We start from the raw sequence: 21624 nt of genomic DNA, 5'->3' as shown, positions 1-21624 counted from the left end.
CCCGGCGCCGCAAGCGCGCCTGCATGGCCATTAGCGGTGCGATCGTGCTGCGCGATCGTGGCCCCGCGTCGATCTGGGGCCCAGCGCCACGCGCTTCATTGCATTGTCAACCCGCCATCGACCGTCAGTGTCTGACCTGTCACGTAGTCGTTGTCGACGAGAAACGCGACGGCGGTGGCGATCTCTTCCGGTCGCCCGAGGCGGTGTAACGGGATGTCAGCCAGCAACGCCGCCTTGACCTTGTCGGCCAGGCCCTGTGTCATCGCCGTGTCGATCATCCCTGGCGCCACCGCGTTGACCCGCACGCCGCGCAGCGCACCTTCGCGCGCCAGCGTCTTGGTCAGTCCGATCAGGCCCGCCTTGCTGGCCGCGTAGTTGGCTTGACCGACATTGCCGGTCAGTCCGACCACACTGGCGATGTTGACGATCACGCCGCTACGCTGCTTCATCATGGCGCGAAACGCCGGCTGCGTGACATTGAACGTCCCGTTCAAGTTAACGTTCACCACCTGGGCGAACTGCGCCGGTGTCATGCGCAGTGCCAGCCCGTCATCGGTGATCCCGGCGTTGTTCACGAGCAGGTCGAGTCGGCCGTATTCGGCCAAGGCGGCCTCGATCATCGCCTGGGCGGCCTGTGGGTCATCGATCGCCGCAGGTAGCGCGGTGACCGGATGGCCGTACGCTGCCAGCTCGGCGACCAACGCCGTCGGCACCGTGCGACTGGCATTCAGGATCACCGTTGCCCCAGCCGCCGCCAGCCGCCGCGCGATCGCCGCCCCGATCCCCCGGCTACTGCCGGTGACCAGCGCCACTTTACCTGTCAGTTTCATCTCATGTCTCCTTCCAGTTCTGGACCGTCAGCGCCGGTTCGGTCGCCTGTGCCAGGCGGCTCAACAGCGGCCGCTCGCTCAGCTCGACGACCGTCGTGACCCCAGCCTGCACCAGTCGGGTCACCGCGCCGGCAAGGTCCGTCGGGTGGCTGATCTGATCGACCAGCGTCGTCGCCATCGTCCCTGCGGTGAACGGGGCCAGGGCAGTCGTGCTCATCACCGGCGGGTGCGGCGCATCGAGCGCGGTGGCCGCCAGCGCCGCGGCGAGTGCCGGGGCGGCCGGCGCCATCAGCGGGGTATGAAACGCCCCGGTGGTCGGCAGTCGCAGGCCGCGCGCCCCCATCGCCTTGAGCTGCGCCTGGACGCGGGTCAGCCCGTCGAGCGTGCCCCCGAGCACCGTCTGCCGCGGGCTGTTGCGGTTCGCCACCCAGACATCGGGCCAGGCGGTCAGTGCCGCAAGCATCGCCGGGGTGGCGTCGCGCACCGCGAGCATCCCCCCAGGGGTCTGCCGACTGGCCGCGGCCATCGCCGTGCCGCGCACGCTGACCAGGTGCATCCCGTCGGCGAGCGACAGCGCACCGCTAGCGATCAGCGCGGCGTACTCGCCGAGGCTGAGCCCCACCAGCCACGCCGGCTGCGGGCCGTGCGCCACCGCGTCGCGGTAGGCAGCCACGGCGTACGCGACCAGCGCAGGCTGGAGCCAGTCTGGGTGGTCGGTCAGCGGGGCAGACCCGAACAGGAATGCCGGCAGATCGAACGGCAACACCGCGTCACACGCGAGAATATTTTCTTTGAATATCAAACTTTCATCGAAACGGTCACACCCCATGCCCGGCGTCTCGCTCCCCTGGCCGGGGAATAAATAGGCGGTCGTCATCGTGGCGTCACCTGTTCGGCCATCGGGCTGCCTTGCAGTAGCGCTTGGGCCCCGGTCATCACATCCGCAATGATCGCCGCGGCGGGTTCGACCTGGTGGACTAATCCAGAGATCTGCCCGGCCATGAAGGAGCCGGTCTGCTCGTCGCCGTCTTGAACGGCCTTGCGCAAGCTGCCGTTCCCCAGCGCTTCGACCGCCGAGAGATCCGTCGCTCCGGACAGCGCCAGGGATTTTTCTAACTTCAAGTAGTTGCGGCTCATCGGGTTCTTCAGCACGCGGGCCGCGTGGCCGACGTACTTGCCGGTCACCAGGGTGTCGACGTCCTTGGCCTTGACCACCGCCTGCTTGTAGTGCGCGTGGATCTGCGTCTCGCTCGCGCTGAGGAAGCGCGTGCCCATCTGCACGCCGCTTGCGCCCAGCATCAGCGCGGCGGCCAACCCACGGCCGTCGGCGATCCCGCCGGCGGCGATCACCGGCAGGTCAACGGCATCGACCACCTGCGGCACCAAGGCCATCGTGGTCATGCTGCCGATGTGACCGCCGGATTCCATCCCTTCAGCGATCACCCCGTCGACCCCAGCGCGCGCCATGCGCTTGGCCAAGGCCACGGACGGCACGACCGGGAGCACGATCGCCCCGGCCTGCTGCAGACGACTCAGGTAACGCGCTGGGTCGCCGGCACCGGTGGTGACCACCGCGACGTGCTCGGCGACGACCACGTCGATCACTTCCTCGACGAACGGCGACAGCAGCATCACGTTGACGCCGAAGGGCCGGTCAGTGCGCGCCTTGACCGCTTGGATCTGCGCTTGCACGTAGCTGGCTGGGGCGTGGCCCGCCCCGATGATGCCCAGCCCACCAGCCTCAGACACTGCGGCCACCAAGTGGGCCTCTGCGACCCACGCCATCCCGCCTTGAAAGAGCGGGTAGCGCACGCCTAGACGTTCGAACAGTGGACTCATAGCCGCCTCCTTACGCCTTCGCGATGAAGGCCACGAGGTCTTGCACGGTGTTGATCTGCTCGTCCGTGTCGATGCTGATATCGAATTGGTCCTCGATCTCGTTGATGATTTCGAAGACATCGAGGCTGTCGGCTTCCAAGTCGTCCTTGAAATTGGTGGTCAGGGTGACCAGTTCCGGCGCCTTGTCGAGTTGGTCGGCGATGATCGCTTGTACTTTGCCAAAAATTTCGGTGTTTGTCATTTGGTTTGTCCTCTTTTCATGTCGTGAGCAGCATGGCGGCGACGTTCAAGCCGCCGCCAAAACCGCATAAGATGATCTGTTGTCCGTCAGTCAGACGCCCGCTCATGCGTGCGTCGTGAAGTAGCAGCGGCACACTGGCCGCGCTGGTGTTGCCGTATTCCGCTAAGTTATGGGGCAGCCGCTCGGGGGCCACCCCCAGGCGCTTGGCCAGCGACTGGATGATCCGCACGTTGGCCTGGTGGACATAGTAGCCATCCACCGCGGTCGGGGCGAGGCCCGCCGTCGCCAGCAGTGCCAGCACTTCGTCGGCGACCGTGGTCGTCGCAAAGTGGTAGACCGCCCGGCCGTTCATCGCGAAGGCTGGCGCTAAGGCTGGCGTCTGGGCGAACGGGCTGTGGTTAGTCCGGCCGCCGGCGGTCAGCTGCATCGCGTCTTGGCCGAAGCTACGCAACCGGCTGAGCGGTGCAGGCCCGGCCGCGGTCACCAGGACCCCGGCGGCGCCATCGCCGAACAGAACGGCGGTGCTGCGGTCAGTCCAATCGAGCAGGCTCGACAGGACTTCACTGCCGATCACCAGCCCGGCTTGGGCCCCGCGGGCCAACTGCCCCGCCGCGACTTCCAGGCCGTAGACGAACCCGGCGCACGCCGCGTTCAGGTCACACGCCAGCGCGTTCACCGCGCCCAGCGCCCCTTGGACCCGGTTGGCGACGCCCGGGGTCTGGTAATCGGGACTCATCGTCGCCACTAGGATAAAATCTAGGTCCGCCGCCGTGTAGTCGCTGGTCGCCAGCAACTGCGTCGCAACGGCCAGCGCCAGATCGTAGTTGGTCTGGGTGGTCGCGACGTGGCGCGTCCGGATCCCGGTCCGGCTGGTGATCCAGGCGTCGGTCGTCGGCATCAGGGCCGCTAAGTCCGAATTGGTGACGCGTTGGGGCGGCACCGCCGCCGCTGTTTGAATGATCCGCAAAAGCCCTGCCTCATTTCTGCGCCGTCAGGAACCCCATCAGGTTGTCCAGCGCGGCCTCGATCAGCCGCACCTCCTGTTCATCGAACCCTTGGACGAAGGATTGAACCATCTGCTGGTGGAACGCCTGGTGCGCTCGGAACATCAACCGGCCCTTGCGTGTCAGGGCGAGGTTGACCACCCGCCGGTCCGGCGCCCCGTGCTCGCGGACCGCATAGCCCTTGCGCACGAGGTTGTTGATCGCCACCGTCAGCGTCCCTTGGGTCACCGACAGGCGGGTCGCCACTTCGCTGGAGGATGGCTTCTGGTGCAGGCCGATCGCATCGATCGTGTGCATCTCCTTGATGCTGAGGTCCCTGAATTGACTCTTTTTTAGTTCTGTTTCTTCGATCCGCAAGATGTCCTTGTAGACCTTCTCAAGTTTGTGGTTGATCCGCTTCATCGTCGGGCTTGCCGTCATGATCGATGCCTCCGCATAGAATGTTTGATATTCAAAGTATCGGTCATGCCAAAACCCTTGTCAAGCCGCTGACACGATAAAGTGGAGCTCTGCGGTCGCAACTACCTGCGTCCCGATCCGCGCCTGGGTCGTGACGACGCCCATCGTGTCGCGGACCTTGCCCATCTCGACCGCCAACGTCAGCACGCTGCCCGTTGGGACCGCCGCCAGGAACTGGCAGTCATCGACGCTCGCCAGGTAGGCGGTGCGCCCCGCGAAGCGCGGTGACTTCAGGATCAGGACCGACGCGGCTTGCGCCAGCGTCTCGATGATCAACGTCGGGGGCATCACCAGCGCCGCCGGCAAGTAACTGCACAAGTGGTCTTCTGCGACACTGACGTATTTTTCCGCCGTGATCGCGTGATCGGGATCGAGTTGGGTCACCCGGTCGATATAAAAAATCGGATAGCGGTTCGGGATCAGTGCTTGGATCTCCGCCGTCTCCATGACCGTCATCACATCGCCTCCATGAACCAAAATTCCAACCGACTGGGATTGGATGGTTCACATCATAGCGAGATTAAATTTGATTGTCAAACCTTTTTCGCCAGTCTAAGCGTGGCCGAGCGCCTGCAATCCGCGTCAGCCATGGGCTGCGGCGCGTCGTTTTTTTGACGCGGCGCCCCCCAACCGGGCGGCTCACGGAAGCAGGCCGCCGACGCGAAGGACCCTGCAACCCAGATGCCGGTTGCAGGGTCCTTCGCGGTCAACTCAGTCAGCCACACTTGGGGCCGCCGTCAGCAGATCTGGCCGCCCAGTGCCTTCATCTCCCGCCGCCGCGCCTGTTCGTCTGCGCTCAACGGGGCGGCTTCACTGACCGTCACGGCGCCATCGAGTACTCCGCTGTCGTCGCGCAGTGCCAGCATCCCCAGCCGGTAGTCGAGGATCAGGCCGTGGCCGAGGTACATCGTCTCTGGCACCCCGGTCGTGAGCGTCAGTCCCGCTGCGTTGTCGATCGGCTCCGCGTAATCGGCGTCGGCCACCGGCGAGAGCACCAGCTGAAACTTGTTGCCGATCGCACAGGACCCGCCGAGCTTCGAGTACTTACTGCTCCCGTCATCTAACGCCAGGAACACCTTCGCCGCCGTTGGGACCTTCTTCGCCAAGTACGCCTGCGCTTCTGGTTTGATCGTGATCTCCATGTGATGGCCTCCTTCGGTTGTGTACAACCTTTATGCCCACATCGTATGCCTTTTGGCCCACACTGTCAAATTCCACTTACTGTTCCCCAGTCGCTGACCGGCTCGCCCACAGCAAGCACAGCCTATCCCCAAAAGTTATCCCCAAGGCGTGCGCGCGACCCCCAATCGCTGGTGGTCAGCTATCAGTTTGACACCAGATTCGGTGCGCGCAAAAATCAAGGTTTTTCTCGGCGGGTGCCAGATATCCACACCTGACGCCGCGGCGATTTCACGAACAACAAGCGTCTAAAGCCTGATGTATCAGCCCGTACACGCGTTCGGTGAGCAAACAAAAAGTTTTATCCCCAGCGTTTTCCCCGCTTGTGGATAACCTCATCCACACCGCTTCAGCCTAGTTATGAACACTATCCACAGAGTTATCCACAGGCTATCGCCGATTTTGTCCCCATTCGCTATCCACACCCCGGGCCGCGACCTGAACATTCCGGCCAACAGCGCCGCCAATATCCAGCAAAAAAAGCACTGCCCCCCCGTATCAGGGGGCAGTGCTTACGTGTCACGCAGGCGCGTGTAGATCAGTTACTGGACGTGTTCGAATCATCGGCGCTGGTCAGCTCTTCAGTCGTCTGCGTCAGCTTGATGTTGGCGGTCTTCTTCGTGCTTTCGTGGTAATAGGTGACCTTGACCGTATCCCCGACCGCGTGCTTGTACAGCGCGGTGTGCAGCTCCGCGACACTGTTGACTTCGGTGTCGTCGATGGCGACGATCACGTCATACTGACTGAGCCCCGCCTTCTTGGCGATGCTGGTATCGGTGAAGCCGGCCACGACGACCCCGCCGGTGACGCTGCTCGGCAGCTTCAAGACGGATTCCTGCTGGGTGCTCGACACGGTGGACAGATCACGCACGGTCACCCCGAGCGCCGGCCGCACGACCTTACCGTTGGAAACCAGCTGGTTGATGATCGAGACGACTTCATCACTCGGGATGGCAAAGCCCATCCCTTCGATCGTCGCTTCGGAGTTACTGCTCCCGGAGAGCTTCATCGAGTTGATCCCGATCACTTGCCCAGACAGGTTGATCAGCGGGCCACCGGAGTTCCCGGAGTTGATCGCCGCGTCGGTCTGGATGACGGTCGCCTGCCCGGTCGTCTGACCGGTGGTCTCATCTGTCACGTCGACCGTCCGGCTCTTCGCCGACACGATTCCCTGGGTCACACTGGTCGCGTACTGCGAGCCCAGTGGCGACCCGATCGCCAGGACGGTCTGCCCTGCGGCGATCTTGCTGGAGTCACCGAAGCTTGCGACCGTCGAGACCTTGCTCCCGTCGATCGACAGCACCGCCAGATCCGTCTCCGAGTCGGTCCCAACGAGCTTGGCGGTCACCTTAGTGCCATCGCTCATGATGACCTCAAGCGCATCGGAGCCTTCGACCACGTGATTGTTCGTCACGATGTAGGCCTTGCCGTCCTTCTTCTGGTAGATCACCCCAGAGCCTTCACTGTATTCTTCAAGGTTCGAGGAATCCGAGTTGCTCGACCCGGAGGACTGGCTGGCCCCCGAGTTGGCGTCGTTATTCGAATTCGAATCCGAGTCGTAGCCGAACAGGCCGCCGAACGAATCCAGGCCACTGCTCGTGCTCTGTGCGTTTTGCAGGTTGACCACGGACACGACCGCTTTTTCGACCTTCGCGAAGGCTTCTTGGGAGGCGGAGTTCTGGTTGACCGAGACATTCGAGACCTGCGTGGTGCCGGCCTTCTGCGTCGTGGTCGTCACGCCGAGGTTCGTCGTCGTATTGCGACCCGCGGCCCAGTAGCCCACGCCGCCACCGACCCCGCCGCCGACGATCGCGGCGACGGCGACGACGATCGCCGTCTGCCGCATCCCGCGCCGCGGCTGGCGCGTTGGCGTGGTTGGGGTCTGCGGCGTTTCTTCAAAATTATTGGTTTGATTGTTATCCATCTTAGACCATTCCTTTCGATCAAGAGATGCCCTTGCTTACATTATTAATCATACTAAGGGGATTTGACGAAACTATGAAGGCCACCTGATTTTAACGTGACGTCTCCCATCGGTTGGGTTCACCTTACCACGCGCCGCCGCGTGCTGTCATGTTTGGGGGCTAAGCAGCCACCCTGACCCGATATCGAGCCTGCACGGTCGGACCGTCCCGCCGGGGTGGCCCGGTCTGACCGAGCCGTCCCGCTAAGCCCGTGGGCCCTGCGCTCTGGCTCGTCGAGCTACGGCCCCACAACGCGGGCGCGTCTAGCTACGCTCAGCACGTTGCGCCTAAGTGCGGACTCAACGCACTGAGCGATGCTACCCGTCCCGCTAAACCCGCGAGTCCTGCGCTCTGGAACCAAAAACGGAACGGGGACAACTCTGACGGTTGTCCCCGTTCCGTTCTGATGGCTCACGCGCCGACGGTGAACAGCGGGTCGGCGATGGCCGGATCCGTGTCGAAGATCTCGAAGTCATGGCCGACGCCCAACCCTTGCGCCTTGAGCATGTTGGCGACGGTGATGTGCGCCAGTGCCTTGACGTTGTTGTGCGGCGACAGGTGGCCAAGGTACACCCGCTTGGTGTGGAGCCCGATGATGTCCATGATCGCGTTGGCCCCGTCTTCGTTGCTCAAGTGGCCGAAGTCGCCCAGGATCCGCTGCTTCAGCGGCCACGGGTACGGGCCCATGCGCAGCATCTCCAGGTCGTGGTTGCACTCCATCACGTAGGCGTCCGCGTCGCGGATGGTCCCTTCGACGCGATCGGACACGTAGCCCGTGTCGGTCAGGATCGCGAAGCGCTTGCCGGCGTGGTGAAACTGGTAGAACTGCGGTGCCGCAGCGTCGTGCGAGACGCCGAAGCTCTCGACATCGAGGTCCCCGAGGCTCATCGTGGTCCCGGTGTCGAAGACCTGCAAGCGGTCTTGTGGCAACTGGCCCAGGCCGCTCGGCAGCGCGTCAAAGGTCCCCTGATCCGCGTAGACGGTCAGGTTGGGGTACCGCCGCGCCAGCACGCCGACGCCTTTACAGTGGTCGGTGTGCTCGTGGGTGATGAACAGGCTGTCCACATCCTTCAGGTCCCGACCGATACTCGCCATCAGCTCGGTCATTTTTTTGCCCGAGAACCCGGCGTCGACGAGCACCTTGTGCCCCGGCGTTTCGATGTACGTCGCGTTCCCGGAACTGCTGGATGCCAGTACCGAGACACGCATGCCAAAATCTTCAGTCATTGCACTCTTCCTTTGATGTCGATTGATCCCCGCGCCTCAGTCGCGCGTCTTGAGCACGGTCTTGTTGATCGCGTTGACCTTCTTGATCGTCACGTTCTTCGAGCCTTGGCTCTCGACGCCGACGAACCAGGCGGGAATGTAGACCGTCGCCCCCTTGGCGTCCAGCAGGTAGGTGTACGCGAGCTGGGTCCAGCGCACGGTCGCGTTGTTCGGGAGCTCGTTTTCCCGGTACAGCGTGACGACGGCGTCTTGGGCGCTGCACAGGGTCACGTCGGCGCGCAGCACGTCCACCTGGGCGAGGTACGTCTGGGTGTAGCTCGTCAGGCGCCCGTTCGCCACGGTGAAGGTGATCTGGGCCCGCGGGTCGTAGATCAGCCGCCCGCCGACTTTTTGGACGAACACGTAGCTATTCGTGCCTGACAAGCCCGCCGCGTAGACATACTCACTGCCGTGCAGGACGTTCTTCTCGCTCGTGAGCCACTTGGTCAGCGTCTCAACGGCGGTTGCCCGCTTGACGGTCACGGTGGTGTCCAGCGTGCTGGTCATCACGGTGTAATCGGTCGCGGTGAAGCGCGGGTACTGGTGGTCGAGCTTGCGCACTTCGCTGGCCAGCTCACCGCTACTGGTGCTGGCCAGATACCCCCCGGTCGGCGTCTTCGTGCTCAGCTTCGGCAGCTTGATCTGATCGCGGCGGATATCCGCGATGATCTCCGTCGTCCCGCCGCTCGAGGTCGCGAGGTCCACCTGCTGGCTCTGAAAGAAGCTCATCCCCAGAAAAATATTCAAGCCGACAAAGACGATCAAGAAGATCATTTCGATCCGGCGAAAGTCCATGTGTCCTCACCTCCTATTGCAACGCTTGGCCGGTGCTGGCCCCCTTCACCTCACTGGCGGTGGCAGCTTCATCGGTCGGATCGACCCACTGGGTGTAGCGTTTGTACAGCCCGTTGATCTTGACGAAATACGTCGGCGTCAGCGAGACGACTTGACTCGACTCGGAATCCGCCTTCCAGTAGTACCCGAGCACCATATCTTGCAGCGCGCTCACGTCGTAGCCGGCGCCTTGCAGCTGTGCGAACACCGTGGCGGTGCTCGGTAGGCTGACCGCCGCCTGCGTGGTCGGGATCGCCACGGTCAGGTTGTACATCGAGAAGTTGAGCTGCCGCCCCGACTGCGTGTTGGCGGTCGTGACCACGCCGTTGTCGTTCGCATTGAAGATCGGCAGGCCCAAGGCGCAGGCCCGGAACGTCACCGTGCGCGTCGCGGTGTCGTAGCCGAAGTAGCGCATCGTGTTCAGCCCCTGCAGGCCGAGCTTACCCAGGCTGGTATAGCCTTGCCGCAGCGCGGTCGCTAGCGTCTGATCGCGGGTGGTCACCGTGGCGTCTTCGAACTGGATGCCACCAGTGTCGGTGTCCAGCGTCAAGCGCTGGCTCGCCCCGCGCGTGTAGACCGTCTCGGCCCCGATCTCACGGGTATCCACCGCACTGGCGGAGTTCGATGGCATCAACAGCGAGACGAAGTGGTTGGCGCTCTGCTGGTCCAGGAGGAACGTGTACGGGGTGACCTTGATCGCGGTGTTGAATGTCGCGACCTCCCGCCCGGACAGGCGCATCTCCGTGATGTCAAAGCCGGTGGTCGCCGCGCGCCGAACCAGGTCGCGCACCGGCGCGACCTTGGCCCCGGTCACCGGCGCGGTGTGCACGGTGCGCGTCCGGTCGTTGATGAACTGGAGCTGCTCCCCCGCCCCGGTCAGGTCGACCAGGATGCGTGTGAACTGGAAGTCGAGGTCACCGGTGGTCAGTCGCTGGGCGAAAAACGTCCGGTTGAACCGGTCAAAGGCGACCGGCCCCGCGTACAGCAACTGCAGCGACTCGTGAGTCGCCAACAGCGTCGTGTAATCGCTGGCCGAGAGCTTCTTGGCCGGCCCCATCTTCGTCAGCTGCCAGTCGGTCATCGCGGTGCGCAGCTTGTCGGTGATCGCCCCATCCGCGGTGAACAGCATGGTCTTCCGGTCGTCTTGCTGGTAATACGCCGTGGTCGGCGAGAAGACGTGGCTGGCCTGCTGGGCCACGTTCGGGTCCTTCGTGGTCTTGACGGTCACGTTGGTCTCTTGGCGGCCGAGGCGCGACGGGTTTTGCCAGATCAAAAACGAGAAGACGAGGCTCAGCGTGACCATCGCGATCAGGCTGATGCGTAAGATCCATCCGCTAAGCTTCATCCCAGTCACCTCCCGCATCCGTGATCGGCGAGTACGGCAGCGAGATATAGAAGGTGCTGCCCTTGCCTTCCTGCGAATCGACCCAGATGCGCCCGCCGAGCGCTTCGACGACTTCCTTGGAGATCGCCAAGCCCAGCCCGGTCCCCCCTTGCTGGCGGGAGCGCGCCTTGTCGACCCGGTAGAAGCGGTCGAACACCTTGTTGATGTCCTGGCGCGGGATCCCCAGCCCCTGGTCGGTGATCGAGAGGATCACATGGTTATGCGTCTCCAGGAGGCGGGCGGTGATCACCCCACCGTCTGGGCTGTACTTGATCGCGTTGTTCATGATGTTGTCGACCACCTGCATGAACTTATCCTGGTCGATCTCGACCCACAAGTCGCGCTTGGTGATCTCGCGCCGGATCGTGTAGTGCTTCTTCTCCGAGCCGGGCAAGAGCCCCGGCGTGTGGCGCGTGTTGTTGTCACTGGACGCGTGCTCGTTGTCGGTCTTGAGCATCATGTCGAAGCGGTCGAGGATGTAGTTGAAGAATTCGTTGAGGTTGATCGTCTCCAGCTCGATCGTGCTGGTCCCGGAGTCCATCCGCGACAAGCTGAGCAGGTCGTTGATCATACGGATCATGCGGTCCGTCTCCTCCTGCGTCACCTTGAGGAACTGTGGTGCGATCGCCGGGTCCTGCCACGCGCCGTCGGACAGCGCTTCGATGTACGAGCGCATCGACGTCAGTGGGGTCCGGAGTTCATGGGAGACATTCGAGACGAACTCGCGGCGCTCCCGCTCGTTCTTCTGCTGCTCCGTGACGTCGTGCAGCACCGCGACCAGCCCGGAGATGAACCCGGTCTCGCGCTGGATCAGGCTGAAGTCGACGCGCAGGATCAGCTCGTGGTCCAGTTGCTCGGAAAAATCGAGCAGCAGCTCTTTTTGCGTCTCCAACAAGTCGCGCAACGTGTAGTCCTTGTCGATCGTCAGCAGTTTCAAGATGGAGACCCCGATCACGTCCTCATTGCGCGTGTTCAGGAAGTCCAGCGCGGTCTCGTTGATGATGATGACATTACCGCGGCGATCGGTCGCGATCACCCCGTCGGTCATGTGGGCGAGGACCGAGTCCAGCCGCCGGCGCTCCGCCTCGCTGGCCTCTTGGGCCTCTTCGACCCGAACGCTGAGGTTATTGACGGCGACCGCCAGTTGCCCCAGCTCGTCTTGCCCGTAGATCCGCACCTGCCCGGAGTAGTCCCCGCGGGCCATGCGGATCGCCTGCTTCTTCATCTCGTCGATCGGCCGGGTGATCGCCCGGGAGATCACGATCGAGATCAGCGTCCCGAGCAGCCCGGCGACCAGCGACGCGATCAAGAAGATCTTGACGATCTTGTTGATGTTCGCGTACACCGATTCCATCGACGCGGTGATCGCCACCACCCCGATCACCGCGTTCCCGTCACCGGTCGCGTTCGGGTTCTTGATCGGGATGATCTTGGTGTACTGCGAGCCCGTGCTGGCCCCGTACTCATAGCCTTCGAAGAGCTGGCCGTTGTACAGCACCGACTTGACGTTGCTTGACGCCGATTTTTGGCCGACGTCATTCTGGTTGTTCAGGTTGCTGTTCGCCCGCACGGTGCCCTTCGCGTCGACCACCGTCACCGTTGCGGTGTTGGCCACATCCGCCTGGCTGATCGTCGTTTTCATGCTCGCGTTGGCCGTGTCGGCGTCCTCGCTCAGGAGGTCCGACGCGAGTTTTTCCTGCAAGTACGGGTCGATGTTGATGCTGGTCTTGAACGTCTCAATGTTCTGCTGTTCAAGCGACCGAACAAAATAAGCGCCAATGATCTCCACGGTTACCAGCAGTAACAGGATAAACACCAGCGCGATCTTGAAGTGGATCGATTGAAAGAAGCGGATCTTCTTGTTCATCACGTAACTCCAAAGAAAGGGTGCGGCGCGCTACTCCTGGTCCGGGTTCTTCAGGTAGTAGCCCACGCCACGGCGCGTCACGAGCCATTCGGGGTGCGACGGGTTGTCTTCGATCTTCTCCCGCAGGCGCCGCACCGTCACATCGACCGTGCGCACGTCGCCGAAGTAGTCGTAGCCCCACACCGTCTGCAGCAAGTGCTCCCGCGTCATCACCTGACCCAAGTGGCGGGCCAGGTAGTGCAGGAGCTCGAACTCGCGGTGCGTCAGCTCGATCTTCTCGCCGCGCTTCGTCACCGTGTAGGCGTCCGGGTGGATCGTCAAGTCGCCGACCGACAGCTCCTTATTCTCGTCGTCGACCTCCGGCGCCGCCGCGGCCGCCGCACCGGAGCGCCGCAGGTTCGCCTTCACGCGCGCGACCAGCTCACGGTTCGAGAACGGCTTGGTGACATAGTCATCCGCGCCGAGTTCCAGCCCAAGGACCTTGTCGATCTCGGAGTCCTTGGCCGTCAGCATGATGATCGGGGTGTCGCGGTCTTTGCGCACCTGGCGCGCGACCTCCAGTCCGTCGATCTTCGGGAGCATCAGATCAAGCAGGATCAGATCTGGTTCTTCTTCGCTCACCTTGGCCAGTGCTTCTTCGCCATCATAGGCGGTGACGACATCGTAGCCTTCCTTTGCCAGGTTGAACTTGACGATGTCAGAGATCGGTTTCTCATCGTCTACCACAAGGATCTTTTTTGCCATGCTTGGCCTCCATTAGTCCGTAGTTACTATATATTATAGCGGTTTTGGGGCAGCGGAGCAAAAAGGGGCCAAACCGCCGGCCAGTCGCATTTTTTGACGCTGGTCAACGACGCCATGCTGGCCCTAAACGGGTACAATGAAGGCAGAGGTGACCGCTATGCAGATCAACATCAATGACATCACGCTCCACTACACCCAGACCGGCCAAGGCCAGCCGCTGCTCCTGCTCCACGGCAACGGCGAGGACCACACGCTGTTCACCGGCGCGATCACCCGCTTGGCCCCGCACTTCAGCGTCTACGCGCTGGACACCCGTGGGCACGGCGCCAGCGGCGGGGCCGTGCCCCGCAACTACCGACTGATGGCGGCGGATGTGCACGGCTTCATTCAGGCCCTCCACCTCGGCCCAACGGTGGTCGCCGGCTTCTCCGACGGCGGGATCACCGCGCTGCTGCTGGCCGCGACCTGGCCGCGCGATGTGCGCCGCCTGATCGTCGCCGGGGCCAACTTGACGCCGACCGGGGTGCGGCCGCTGGCCTGGGCCGCCACCTGGATCGCCTACGCCAAGACGCGCGATCCGCTGCTGCGCCTGATGCTCCGCCACCCGCACATCACGCTTCGTCAGCTGAATAATATTCACGTGCCGACGCTGGTCCTCGCCGGTCAGCACGACGTGATCCGACCGGGCGAGACCCGCCGGATCATCCGTCACATCCCCCGCGCCCGCGGGATCATCGTCCCCGGTGCGACGCATTCGAGCTATGTCAAAGACGGCGCCTTCTTCTTCCGCCTGATCTGGCCCTTCCTGCGGCCGCTGGCGGTCTGACGGCGCACTCGCCCCACCACGGTGATGCACCCTTGGCGCCTGGCGCGCGGCCCAGCCTAGATCAGGGGCTGCGTGGCAGACGAGCGTTGTGGCGGCACGGCCGTACCGGTGATCGATCCTGCCTTCAGCGTGAATATTTATTGCATTTTTCCACAAAACATTTGCATATTCTTTGGATTGGGTTTATATTCATTTAAAATTCAATTACAGGGAGTTGCACGGGATGAAGAAGTTAGTCAAGTGGCTGTTCGCCCTGATCGCGCTGATCGCGATCGGCTTTAGTAGTCAATCGAACCAAGTACAGGCGGCCACCGGCAGCCGAATGGACAGCATCAAGAAGCGCGGCTACATCGTCGTGGGCCTGAGCGCTGACTACGCCCCGCTGGAATTCCACGCGACTGTCGACGGTGCCGACACGATCGTCGGGGCGGATGTGGATCTGGCCAAGAAGATCGCTGAAGACGCTGGCGTCAAGCTGCAGATCAAGGAAATGGGCTTCGACGCCCTGATCGGCGCGCTGAAGACGGGCAAGGTCGACATGGTCATCTCCGGGATGTCCAAGACCCCGGAGCGTGCCAAGCAGGTCAATTTCTCCGAGCCTTACATGTACGAGAAGCAGATCGTCGTGATCCGCAAGTCCGACAAGGGCAAATACAAGAACGTCGCCGACTTCTCCGGTGCCACAGTCGGGGCACAGAAGCAGACGACCCAAGAGGCGATCGCCAAGGCCCAGCTGCCTGGCGCCAAGATCACCAGCCTCCAGAAGGCCAACGACGTGGTCGCCCAGGTCTCCTATAACAAGCTGGATGCCGGCGTCATGTCGAGCATCATCGCCGGCGCTTACGTGCAGAAGAACAAGAGCCTGACCATGATCGACCCGCATTTTGCCACCGAAGCGTCCCCGACCGTTGTCGCGCTGCCGAAGGGCGACACCGCCCTGACCGCGCAGATCAACTCGACCATCAAGGACATGAAGGCCAAGAAGCTCTGGGCCAAGTACCTCGATGACGCCTACACGCTGCAGAACAAGAGTGACGGGTTCTGGACCAAGTACGGGAGCTTCTTCGTCAAGGGCGCGCTCAACACGCTGCTCTTCGCCATCCTGACGGTCATCGCCGGGACGGTCCTCGGCACGCTGCTCGCCTTGATGCGGACGTCTAAGCTGTGGCTCCTCAAGGCGATCGCCGTGGTCTACGTCGAATTCATTCGCGGCACCCCACTGATGGTTCAGGCCTTCATCGTCTTCTTCGGCACCCAGGTCCTGGGCATCAGCCTCAGCGCCTTCACCGCCGGCGCGATCGCGATGGGCATCAACTCCGGCGCCTATGTCGCCGAGATCATCCGCTCCGGCCTGAACTCCGTGCCGGTCGGCCAGACTGAAGCGGCGCGCAGCTTGGGGCTTTCGAACAAGTTGACCCTGCAGTATGTGGTGCTGCCACAGGCGGTCAAGAACATCTGGCCGGCCTTGGGCAACGAGTTCGTGACCGACATCAAGGAATCGTCCGTGCTGTCCGTGATCGGTGCCTCCGAGCTGATGTTCGAAGGCTCGACCGTCCAAGGCGCCTCGTTCCAGCCGTTCTTCCCGATGATGATCGTCGCCTTGATCTACTTCGCGATGACCTTCATCCTGACCCGCGCCTTGGGCCTGGTCGAACGCCGCTTCAACTAGTCATCTCACCTCAAAGCCGGGCACAGCCCGAGAGATGACACCCCACACCCTATTATCATTTGGAGGAATCACGCATGACTGAAAAAATCGTATTGGCATACTCTGGCGGCTTGGACACTTCCGTGGCGATCCCGTGGTTGCAAGACAAGGGCTATGACATCATCGCCGTCTGCTTGAACGTCGGCCAGCCCGGCGCAGACATGGACTTCATCCAGCAAAAGGCGCTGCAGGTCGGCGCGATCGAGAGCTACGCGATCGACGCCCAGCAGGAATTCGCCGACCAGTACGTGGCCCCGGTGATCAAGGCGAACGCCCTGTACGAAGGCGACTACCCGCTGGTCTCCGCCCTGTCTCGGCCGCTGATCATCGACCACCTGGTGAAGATCGCCCACGACCACGGCGCGACCGCCATCGCCCACGGCTCCACCGGCAAGGGCAACGACCAGGTCCGCTTCGAAGCCGCGATCCACGCCCTCGATCCGAACCTGAAGATCGAAGCCCCGATCCGCGATTTTCACTGGTCCCGCGAAGAAGAGATCGATTACGCCAAGGAACACAACGTGCCAGTGCCGATCGGCAAGAAGTCGCCGTATTCGATCGACGCCAACCTCTGGGGCCGCGCCAACGAAGCCGGGATCCTCGAGAACCCATGGAACCAGGCGCCAGACGATGCTTGGGGCATGAGCGTCTCCCCTGAGGCGGCCCCAGACCAGCCGACCTTCCTCGACCTGACCTTCGAGCAGGGCCTGCCGGTGGCCATCGACGGTGAGCCGATGGGCCTGGCGGACCTGATCAAAGCCCTCAACCAGATCGCCGGCGCCAACGGCATCGGCCGCATCGACAAGATCGAGAACCGCATGGTCGGCATCAAGTCCCGTGAAGTCTACGAGGCGCCGGGGGCCGCGGTGATCATGGCCGCCCACCACGAGCTGGAGAACCTGACCCTGGAGCGCGACGTCGCGCACTACAAGCCACTGATCGAGCAGCAACTCACCAACATGATCTACGAAGCGAAGTGGATTACCCCGCTGTTCGACGCGCTGATGGCCTTCATCGATGAGACCCAAAAGGTGGTCAACGGCGTGGTCAAGATGAAGCTCTACAAGGGCAATGCGACCGCGGTGGCCCGTAAGTCCGACACCAACTCGCTGTACGACGAGAATCTCGCGACCTACACCAGCGCCGACTCCTTCGACCAGGAAGCGGCCGCCGGCTTCATCAAGCTCTGGACCCTGCCGGCGACGGTGTACGAACAGGTCAACCACGTGCACTCTCAGGCACCGGAGGACAACTAATGACGGACAAACTCTGGGGCGGTCGCTTCACCGCCAAAGCCGCGAAGTGGGTCGATCAGTTCGGCGCCTCGATCGGCTTCGACCAACAGATGGCCCAAGAGGACCTCGAAGGCTCCCTCGCCCATGTCGCGATGCTGGGCCAGCAGGGCATCATCCCGCAAGCCGACGCCGACACGATCACGGCCGGCCTGCACCAGCTGCAACAGCAGCTCGCAGCCGGTGAGCTGACCTTCACCGTCGCCAATGAGGACATCCACCTGAACATGGAACGCCTCTTGACCGATCTGATCGGGCCCGTCGCCGGCAAGCTCCACACCGCCCGCTCGCGCAACGACCAGGTCGCCACGGATTTTCACCTCTGGCTGCGGCACCGCCTGCCGGAGCTGATGCAGGCGCTGTCTGACCTCCAAAGCGTGCTGGTGGCCCAGGCCGATCAGCACGCCGACACCATCATGCCAGGCTACACCCACCTGCAGCACGCGCAGCCGATCACCTACGGCCACTACCTGCTCGCCTACTTCGAGATGTTCCAGCGCGACTACGAGCGCTTCGCCTTCAATCAGCAGCACACGGACATCTTGCCGTTGGGCGCCGCCGCCTTGGCCGGCACCACCTTCCCGATCGACCGTGAGTTCGTCGCCGCGCAGCTAGGCTTCAGCGCGGTGTACCACAATTCGCTGGACGCCGTGTCCGACCGCGATTTTGCCCTCGAGTTCCTGAGCAACGCTGCGATCTTGATGCAGCACCTCTCGCGCCTCGCCGAGGAGCTGATCCTCTGGTGCACCTACGAGTTCAACTACATCGAGATGTCCGACGCCTTCTCGACCGGCTCCTCGATCATGCCGCAGAAGAAAAACGCGGACTTCGCCGAGCTGACGCGCGGCAAGACCGGGCGTGTGTACGGCGCGCTGATGGGCCTGCTGACCACGATGAAGAGCCTGCCACTCGCTTACAACAAGGACATGCAGGAGGATAAAGAGCCTGTGTTCGACGCCTACACGACGATCCTGGGTTCGGTCCACATCTTCACCGGCATGCTGGACTCGCTGACTGTGCATGAGGAACGCATGCACGACGCCACGATCCGCGACTTCAGCAATGCGACGGAGCTGGCGGATTACCTCGCCACCAAGGGTGTGCCGTTCCGCAAGGCGCACGCGATCGTCGGCGAACTGGTGCTCCACGGTCTTCAGACCGGCCAGAGCCTGCAGGACATGCCGTTGGCTGACCTGCAAGCCGCCGCACCAGAGATCGACCAAGACGTCTACGCGGAGCTCTCGTCTGAAGCCGCGGTCAACCGTCGCACCAGCCTCGGCGGCACAGCAGTCGCCAATGTGCGCCAGGAGGTCAGCCAGGCGCGAGCGCTCCTCGCCGCACGCTGATCTGCGGGACGGGGCTGTGCCATAACGCGGTTTTAGCCCAGAGTATAAGAGAGACCCCCTGAAAAACCCGAACTTAGGTTTTTCAGGGGGTCTCTCTTATACGGCTAGGGCGTTGCGTTATGGCACGTAACGTTCTGGAATAGTCGTGCCACCAGGGGTTATGTCACAACCCGATACTTTTGCCTTCCGGCGCCTGTCACTTCAGGGCGTACTGGGTGAAGAGGCGGCCGACGGTATTGTTCACCGTCGCCCGGTTCTTTGCCTGAACGTTGCTCAGCAGGACGATCGCGTTTTGCCCGTCGGGGGTGAAGCGTGCGGTACTGAAGAAGCCGTAACCGGTCCCGTTCGTCTGCACGAACCCCTTGCGCATGAAGAAGCCGCCGCTGTAATTCGCCTTCGCGTCGTACAGCGCGTCGCGCCCGCGTCCGAGCAGCTGACCGGACAGGAGGGCCCGCGCAGCGTGATAGAAGTCCAATGCGGACATGAAGACCTGCCCGGTCCCAAGCTCTGCGTGGAGCCGGCTGTCACTGACGCGCTGCGGATCGGTGTACGCCGTCGTGGTGTAGCCGACCGCCGCCGGGTCGTCTGCGCGCAGCGCATAGGCGAAGCGCGTGTGCGCCAGCTTCAGGCCCTCGACATAGACCGTCTGGAACGACTGCGCGTATGTCTGGCCCGTGAGCTGCTCGCCGATCCCCGCCAGCAGCAGGTAGTTGATCGGGGTGTACTGGTAGTGGCCGCGCACCGCTGGCTCGTTGATCAGCTTAGCGACGTTCGCCTGGACCAGTGCCGCATCCGTGGTGTACCGCGGCGTCAGCACGCCCTTGGTCCGCAAGCCGGAGGTCATGTGCAACAAGTGCGCCATCGTGATCTGCGGGCTGGTCTTGAAGCGCGGGAAAAACTGCGCCAGCGGGGTCGTCAAGGCGACTTGACCGGCGTTGACCTGCCGCATGAATAAGCCGGCGGTCAGGCTTTTTTGCATCGAATCGATCTCGTACATGGTGGTCACGGTGTTCGGGCGGCCGGTCGCCGCGTTCGCCAGTCCGTGAACGTACTGGGCGATCACCCGCCCGTGACGAATGATCAGCGCCGTGCCGGACACCTTCAGCGCGGCTAACTGGGCGCCCAGGTCGCGCTGCGCCGTCGCATCGAACGTCGTGGCCGCCTGCGCCGACGGGGCTGTCGCCTGGCTGCTAGTGGTGCTATCCGGGCGGACCGGTCGGATCGGGGCGGGCTGCGGGGCCGTCATGCGCCCCAGCCACCAGCCACCGGCAAACAGCCCAACCGCGAGTGCCACCACGACTAGATCTGCCAGCCAACGCGGCCGGCGATGCTTCGCTCGTCTCATCGCTCACCCTCCCACCGTGGCTTGCCGCCAGCTCTTCGTGAAGTAGCGGTCGTCGAGCCGGTAGTGCACCGGCTGCCGCGGACCGGCGAGGAACGGTGCGACCGTGCGATCCATCCGCAGCCAACCGCGCCAGCCGATGTGGATCGTGTCTTGCATGAAATACGGTTGATCCCCGTCCTCGCTGAGGTCCAAGACCCGGGTGAAGCCTTGCGTCCGCAGCTGGGTGCGCAGCTTAGTGACTGCCTGTCGGTACTTCGGCATCGACAGCCCCGTGTACGCCGCCCACTTCGCGTTGATCGGCGGGATCACGAACTGCACGTCGATGTCGTGGCGGGCGAACTGGGTCAACAGCAGTTGAAAGTCGCTGTACTCTGGCCCGAAGCGGTAATCGTAGTGGCGCTGGCTCCCTTTGAGCTTCGCCAGCCGACCGCCGGCCAACCGGGCGCGGTAGAATTGGTCATCGATGCCCAGCGTGTTGGTCCGCGTGTTGGCCCGGCCGACCGCCGTCGCCAGCGCCTCGAGCTGGGCCGGCGTCGCGGTCGCGGGCAGCAGCTTCTCAGCCCGCGCCAGGCGGCGTTCGTTCGGCGTGACCGCGAAGCGCGAGAACAGCCCGTCTTCGTTGCGCAGCATCTGAAGCCGCGCAGTCAGCAACTGGCGACTCAAGTGAGACAGCGGCTGACCGCCAGCGACGGTGAGCAGCGCCGACTTGATCTGCTGGTCCCGGCAGGCGGGCATGGTCAGCAGGCGGCGCGCCGCGTAGCGATCCGCGACCGTGTTACGCGCCTGCAGGAGCCACGTGATGGTCTGCAGCGGCGAATAGAAGAAGGTGAACGCCTGCGGATTTTGGCCTCGCTTGGTGAACCACTGCATGGAGACGATGAAGACCGCCTTCTTGTGGGCCAGCTGCGTCAGCATCGACTGATCGCTGAGAAAATGCGTCAGCGACTGAGTCCCAGCCGCACCGACCAAAAACGGCCGGTAGTTGCGGTGGTACTTGGCCGCCAGCGCTGACGGGTGGAACGGATCGAGCCGCGACAGCTCCGAGGAGCCGAAGAACGGTACGTAATCCAGCGCCAGCGCCTGTTGCTTTGCCCGCTCCCCGGCCAGCACGTTCGGTGACATCGAGACGGCCGCCGAGCGCAGCGCGCCGTGAGACAACCGGCCCAGCGGCAGCGGCGCGAGCAACAGGCCGGCGACTAGGAGCACGGCGCACAGCACCGGCCCGAAGATCTGCCACAACCGCTGCTTCATGCGAGGCTGGCCGCCTTGGCCACGATCTTGTTGGCGGTCTCCCACTCACTGCGGTCGAATTCGGAGACCGGGACGCTGATGCCGAGCTGGTCTTGCAGCTCCAGCAGCAGCTGCACCGTGTCCATGGAGTCCAGCAGGCCGGTGTCGAACAGGTTCTCGTCACCGCGGGTGCTGAAGTCTTCGCCGGTCAGGTCTAGCAGAATGTTGTTAACAGTCGATTGAATATCCATGATGAACGCTCCTTT

General features: G+C 63.1%; 21 protein-coding genes. 4 read left to right on the top strand and 17 right to left on the bottom strand.

The features are described from left to right. Window positions 1-95 precede the first annotated feature (95 nt). The 14 genes from fabG to yycF all read right to left on the bottom strand — a co-directional run bounded on the left by fabG (window position 96) and on the right by yycF (window position 13611). Window positions 96-830 (bottom strand): 3-oxoacyl-[acyl-carrier-protein] reductase, encoded by a 735-nt coding sequence (gene fabG / locus HII33_RS01475; RefSeq protein ID WP_179394024.1) that lies wholly within the window; start codon window positions 828-830, stop codon window positions 96-98. Between the two features lies 1 nt (window position 831). After that, the gene (locus HII33_RS01470; RefSeq protein ID WP_179394023.1) at window positions 832-1707 is read right to left on the bottom strand and encodes an ACP S-malonyltransferase; all 876 of its coding nucleotides are present in this window, start codon (window positions 1705-1707) and stop codon (window positions 832-834) included. After that, entirely contained in the window at window positions 1704-2669 is a 966-nt protein-coding gene (locus HII33_RS01465) for a DUF561 domain-containing protein (protein ID WP_179394022.1), read from the bottom strand. The genes HII33_RS01470 and HII33_RS01465 overlap by 4 nt, the downstream gene beginning before the upstream one ends. Window positions 2670-2679: 10 nt before the next feature. Beyond that, window positions 2680-2910, bottom strand: coding sequence for an acyl carrier protein (locus tag HII33_RS01460; protein ID WP_179394021.1), 231 nt, complete (start codon window positions 2908-2910; stop codon window positions 2680-2682). 16 nt (window positions 2911-2926) lie between these two features. Then, window positions 2927-3877: a beta-ketoacyl-ACP synthase 3 gene (locus HII33_RS01455; RefSeq protein WP_179394020.1), complete on the bottom strand. Its 951-nt coding sequence runs from the start codon at window positions 3875-3877 to the stop codon at window positions 2927-2929. Between the two features lie 10 nt (window positions 3878-3887). Next, on the bottom strand, window positions 3888-4334 hold the full coding sequence (locus HII33_RS01450; protein ID WP_179394019.1) for a MarR family winged helix-turn-helix transcriptional regulator: 447 nt from the start codon (window positions 4332-4334) through the stop codon (window positions 3888-3890). A gap of 60 nt (window positions 4335-4394) precedes the next feature. Continuing rightward, the gene (locus HII33_RS01445) at window positions 4395-4829 is read right to left on the bottom strand and encodes a 3-hydroxyacyl-ACP dehydratase FabZ family protein (RefSeq protein WP_179394018.1); all 435 of its coding nucleotides are present in this window, start codon (window positions 4827-4829) and stop codon (window positions 4395-4397) included. Between the two features lie 281 nt (window positions 4830-5110). Next, window positions 5111-5515 (bottom strand): iron-sulfur cluster biosynthesis family protein, encoded by a 405-nt coding sequence (locus HII33_RS01440; protein WP_179394017.1) that lies wholly within the window; start codon window positions 5513-5515, stop codon window positions 5111-5113. 575 nt (window positions 5516-6090) lie between these two features. Next, on the bottom strand, window positions 6091-7476 hold the full coding sequence (locus HII33_RS01435; protein ID WP_179394016.1) for a S1C family serine protease: 1386 nt from the start codon (window positions 7474-7476) through the stop codon (window positions 6091-6093). 451 nt (window positions 7477-7927) lie between these two features. Further along, complete coding sequence (locus tag HII33_RS01430) at window positions 7928-8743, bottom strand: MBL fold metallo-hydrolase (protein WP_179394015.1); 816 nt, start codon at window positions 8741-8743, stop codon at window positions 7928-7930. A 36-nt stretch (window positions 8744-8779) separates the two neighbouring features. Continuing rightward, entirely contained in the window at window positions 8780-9577 is a 798-nt protein-coding gene (locus HII33_RS01425; protein WP_179394014.1) for a two-component system regulatory protein YycI, read from the bottom strand. Window positions 9578-9590: 13 nt separating this feature from the next. Further along, window positions 9591-10961, bottom strand: a complete 1371-nt coding sequence (locus HII33_RS01420) for a YycH family regulatory protein (protein ID WP_179394013.1) — start codon at window positions 10959-10961, stop codon at window positions 9591-9593. Then, window positions 10951-12867 (bottom strand): cell wall metabolism sensor histidine kinase WalK, encoded by a 1917-nt coding sequence (gene walK, locus HII33_RS01415; protein ID WP_179394012.1) that lies wholly within the window; start codon window positions 12865-12867, stop codon window positions 10951-10953. Before walK ends, HII33_RS01420 begins: the two co-directional genes overlap by 11 nt. A gap of 30 nt (window positions 12868-12897) precedes the next feature. Beyond that, on the bottom strand, window positions 12898-13611 hold the full coding sequence (yycF, locus tag HII33_RS01410; RefSeq protein WP_179394011.1) for a response regulator YycF: 714 nt from the start codon (window positions 13609-13611) through the stop codon (window positions 12898-12900). 157 nt (window positions 13612-13768) lie between these two features. Here yycF and HII33_RS01405 point away from each other — a divergent pair, with 157 nt between their 5' ends. The 4 genes from HII33_RS01405 to argH all read left to right on the top strand — a co-directional run bounded on the left by HII33_RS01405 (window position 13769) and on the right by argH (window position 18783). Beyond that, window positions 13769-14437, top strand: coding sequence for an alpha/beta fold hydrolase (locus HII33_RS01405; RefSeq protein WP_179394010.1), 669 nt, complete (start codon window positions 13769-13771; stop codon window positions 14435-14437). Window positions 14438-14660: 223 nt separating this feature from the next. Then, window positions 14661-16106 (top strand): ABC transporter substrate-binding protein/permease, encoded by a 1446-nt coding sequence (locus HII33_RS01400; RefSeq protein ID WP_179394009.1) that lies wholly within the window; start codon window positions 14661-14663, stop codon window positions 16104-16106. A gap of 74 nt (window positions 16107-16180) precedes the next feature. Continuing rightward, complete coding sequence (locus HII33_RS01395) at window positions 16181-17401, top strand: argininosuccinate synthase (RefSeq protein ID WP_179394008.1); 1221 nt, start codon at window positions 16181-16183, stop codon at window positions 17399-17401. Further along, the gene (gene argH / locus HII33_RS01390) at window positions 17401-18783 is read left to right on the top strand and encodes an argininosuccinate lyase (RefSeq protein ID WP_179394007.1); all 1383 of its coding nucleotides are present in this window, start codon (window positions 17401-17403) and stop codon (window positions 18781-18783) included. The genes HII33_RS01395 and argH overlap by 1 nt, the downstream gene beginning before the upstream one ends. A 196-nt stretch (window positions 18784-18979) precedes the next feature. Here argH and HII33_RS01385 read toward each other — a convergent pair whose 3' ends face one another. From HII33_RS01385 to dltC, 3 genes are read right to left on the bottom strand one after another with little or no spacing between them, the layout of a single operon-like run. Next, window positions 18980-20128, bottom strand: coding sequence for a serine hydrolase domain-containing protein (locus tag HII33_RS01385; RefSeq protein WP_179394006.1), 1149 nt, complete (start codon window positions 20126-20128; stop codon window positions 18980-18982). A gap of 3 nt (window positions 20129-20131) precedes the next feature. Beyond that, window positions 20132-21379, bottom strand: coding sequence for a D-alanyl-lipoteichoic acid biosynthesis protein DltD (dltD, locus tag HII33_RS01380; protein ID WP_179394005.1), 1248 nt, complete (start codon window positions 21377-21379; stop codon window positions 20132-20134). Then, a complete protein-coding gene (gene dltC, locus HII33_RS01375) occupies window positions 21376-21609 on the bottom strand; it encodes a D-alanine--poly(phosphoribitol) ligase subunit DltC (RefSeq protein ID WP_179394004.1) in 234 nt (77 codons plus the stop codon). Before dltC ends, dltD begins: the two co-directional genes overlap by 4 nt. Between the last annotated feature and the right edge of the window lie 15 nt (window positions 21610-21624).

This window comes from Lacticaseibacillus absianus, assembly GCF_013407595.1.
Lineage (GTDB): Bacteria > Bacillota > Bacilli > Lactobacillales > Lactobacillaceae > Lacticaseibacillus > Lacticaseibacillus absianus.
Note: the sequence above shows the minus strand (reverse complement) of the source record. Positions and strands in the feature narration are given on the sequence as shown.

What these genes read in the sequence shown, in the direction of transcription:
- HII33_RS01450 (WP_179394019.1), bottom strand. Translation starts at nt 4,334, where the DNA reads ATGACGGCAAGCCCGACGATGAAGCGGATCAACCACAAACTTGAGAAG.
- HII33_RS01460 (WP_179394021.1), bottom strand. Translation starts at nt 2,910, where the DNA reads ATGACAAACACCGAAATTTTTGGCAAAGTACAAGCGATCATCGCCGAC.
- HII33_RS01405 (WP_179394010.1), top strand. Translation starts at nt 13,769, where the DNA reads ATGCAGATCAACATCAATGACATCACGCTCCACTACACCCAGACCGGC.
- HII33_RS01385 (WP_179394006.1), bottom strand. Translation starts at nt 20,128, where the DNA reads ATGAGACGAGCGAAGCATCGCCGGCCGCGTTGGCTGGCAGATCTAGTC.
- HII33_RS01440 (WP_179394017.1), bottom strand. Translation starts at nt 5,515, where the DNA reads ATGGAGATCACGATCAAACCAGAAGCGCAGGCGTACTTGGCGAAGAAG.
- HII33_RS01395 (WP_179394008.1), top strand. Translation starts at nt 16,181, where the DNA reads ATGACTGAAAAAATCGTATTGGCATACTCTGGCGGCTTGGACACTTCC.
- HII33_RS01400 (WP_179394009.1), top strand. Translation starts at nt 14,661, where the DNA reads ATGAAGAAGTTAGTCAAGTGGCTGTTCGCCCTGATCGCGCTGATCGCG.
- HII33_RS01465 (WP_179394022.1), bottom strand. Translation starts at nt 2,669, where the DNA reads ATGAGTCCACTGTTCGAACGTCTAGGCGTGCGCTACCCGCTCTTTCAA.
- fabG (WP_179394024.1), bottom strand. Translation starts at nt 830, where the DNA reads ATGAAACTGACAGGTAAAGTGGCGCTGGTCACCGGCAGTAGCCGGGGG.
- argH (WP_179394007.1), top strand. Translation starts at nt 17,401, where the DNA reads ATGACGGACAAACTCTGGGGCGGTCGCTTCACCGCCAAAGCCGCGAAG.
- HII33_RS01435 (WP_179394016.1), bottom strand. Translation starts at nt 7,476, where the DNA reads ATGGATAACAATCAAACCAATAATTTTGAAGAAACGCCGCAGACCCCA.
- HII33_RS01470 (WP_179394023.1), bottom strand. Translation starts at nt 1,707, where the DNA reads ATGACGACCGCCTATTTATTCCCCGGCCAGGGGAGCGAGACGCCGGGC.
- dltD (WP_179394005.1), bottom strand. Translation starts at nt 21,379, where the DNA reads ATGAAGCAGCGGTTGTGGCAGATCTTCGGGCCGGTGCTGTGCGCCGTG.
- HII33_RS01445 (WP_179394018.1), bottom strand. Translation starts at nt 4,829, where the DNA reads ATGACGGTCATGGAGACGGCGGAGATCCAAGCACTGATCCCGAACCGC.
- HII33_RS01425 (WP_179394014.1), bottom strand. Translation starts at nt 9,577, where the DNA reads ATGGACTTTCGCCGGATCGAAATGATCTTCTTGATCGTCTTTGTCGGC.
- HII33_RS01430 (WP_179394015.1), bottom strand. Translation starts at nt 8,743, where the DNA reads ATGACTGAAGATTTTGGCATGCGTGTCTCGGTACTGGCATCCAGCAGT.
- HII33_RS01420 (WP_179394013.1), bottom strand. Translation starts at nt 10,961, where the DNA reads ATGAAGCTTAGCGGATGGATCTTACGCATCAGCCTGATCGCGATGGTC.
- yycF (WP_179394011.1), bottom strand. Translation starts at nt 13,611, where the DNA reads ATGGCAAAAAAGATCCTTGTGGTAGACGATGAGAAACCGATCTCTGAC.
- dltC (WP_179394004.1), bottom strand. Translation starts at nt 21,609, where the DNA reads ATGGATATTCAATCGACTGTTAACAACATTCTGCTAGACCTGACCGGC.
- walK (WP_179394012.1), bottom strand. Translation starts at nt 12,867, where the DNA reads ATGAACAAGAAGATCCGCTTCTTTCAATCGATCCACTTCAAGATCGCG.